The organism is Rosenbergiella sp. YN46, from assembly GCF_036620675.1.
Taxonomy (GTDB): Bacteria; Pseudomonadota; Gammaproteobacteria; order Enterobacterales; family Enterobacteriaceae; genus Jejubacter.
Genome location: NZ_JAZHEE010000090.1, coordinates 1 through 877, shown reverse-complemented (window position 1 = coordinate 877; position 877 = coordinate 1). Strand labels below are relative to the sequence as shown.

The 877-nt window shown below is 34.7% G+C and carries 2 protein-coding genes; one reads left to right on the top strand and one right to left on the bottom strand.

The window, feature by feature from the left end:
* The coding region (locus V3W49_RS22635; protein WP_500148194.1) for an Lrp/AsnC ligand binding domain-containing protein at positions 1–229 on the bottom strand (229 nt) is incomplete at its 3' end.
* 294 nt (positions 230–523) lie between these two features.
* On the opposite strand from V3W49_RS22635, the gene V3W49_RS22630 reads away from it, so the two are divergent.
* Positions 524–733, top strand: coding sequence for a hypothetical protein (locus V3W49_RS22630; protein ID WP_500148193.1), 210 nt, complete (start codon positions 524–526; stop codon positions 731–733).
* The last annotated feature ends 144 nt before the right edge of the window (positions 734–877 follow it).

Sequence of the window (877 nt, the reverse complement as noted above, 5' to 3'; positions counted from 1 at the left end):
CCTCTATTACCATTAGCGTTAGCGTTGACCGCACATGGTCTATTTTTCGAATTTTCCGAGTTATTGTATCTCTTAGAGTGCTGATTTGATCCGATTCAACCTTGGCAAGAATGTCATGTGCACCAAAAACTCCGTTGACCTCCTTTACATCTGAAATATGTTTCAGCTCTTCAATGGTTTGCTCCTCGGAACCTAAATCACAATTAATTAGCACATATGCTGTTGACATAGCATAATTACACAATTATCATATTTCAAGCCTCTTTAATGAAACTTGGATTTGTAAATTCTTAAATCAAACTGCTACCGTTACAAAATGTCTGTGTGAATCACACAGTTTGAAATTTCCATCCGTAAGAAATGTGGTTCATTCTAGATAACTAAGTGAGGGCTTTAGGGCATAATATCCACTTGTCACGAATTTAGAGCCTCACTTAGAATTTAAATTCTTAATTCTTAGATTTAGTTTGAAAATCTTTTTCTAATTCAAAAATAAACAAATTTCATGGGAGAGTTGTTTACTATGACATTTGCTGATTTCAAAGGGGATGAATGGGAAATGACTGAAGGACTTCCTGTAATCTTAGAATGTTTGAAGGATAATTCCATGATTGAAATTATCGATATTGACGATAAAATTCACAAAATGACTTTCCAGCAAGGTGGTAAAATCTTTATTGATGAAATTGAAGACGAGTACAGATTTTATTGGAATGATGATGATCTGATTTGACTTGCAAAGGAATCTGTCATAGGTATAAGGCTCTCAACCCATCAAATGGAAAAAGTAGATACGCAACAGGTCAAAAACGATGTAATAGTTGCGATGTATACGTAGAATGGAATGGATTGTTTTGTCCATGCTGTGGTATGAGAC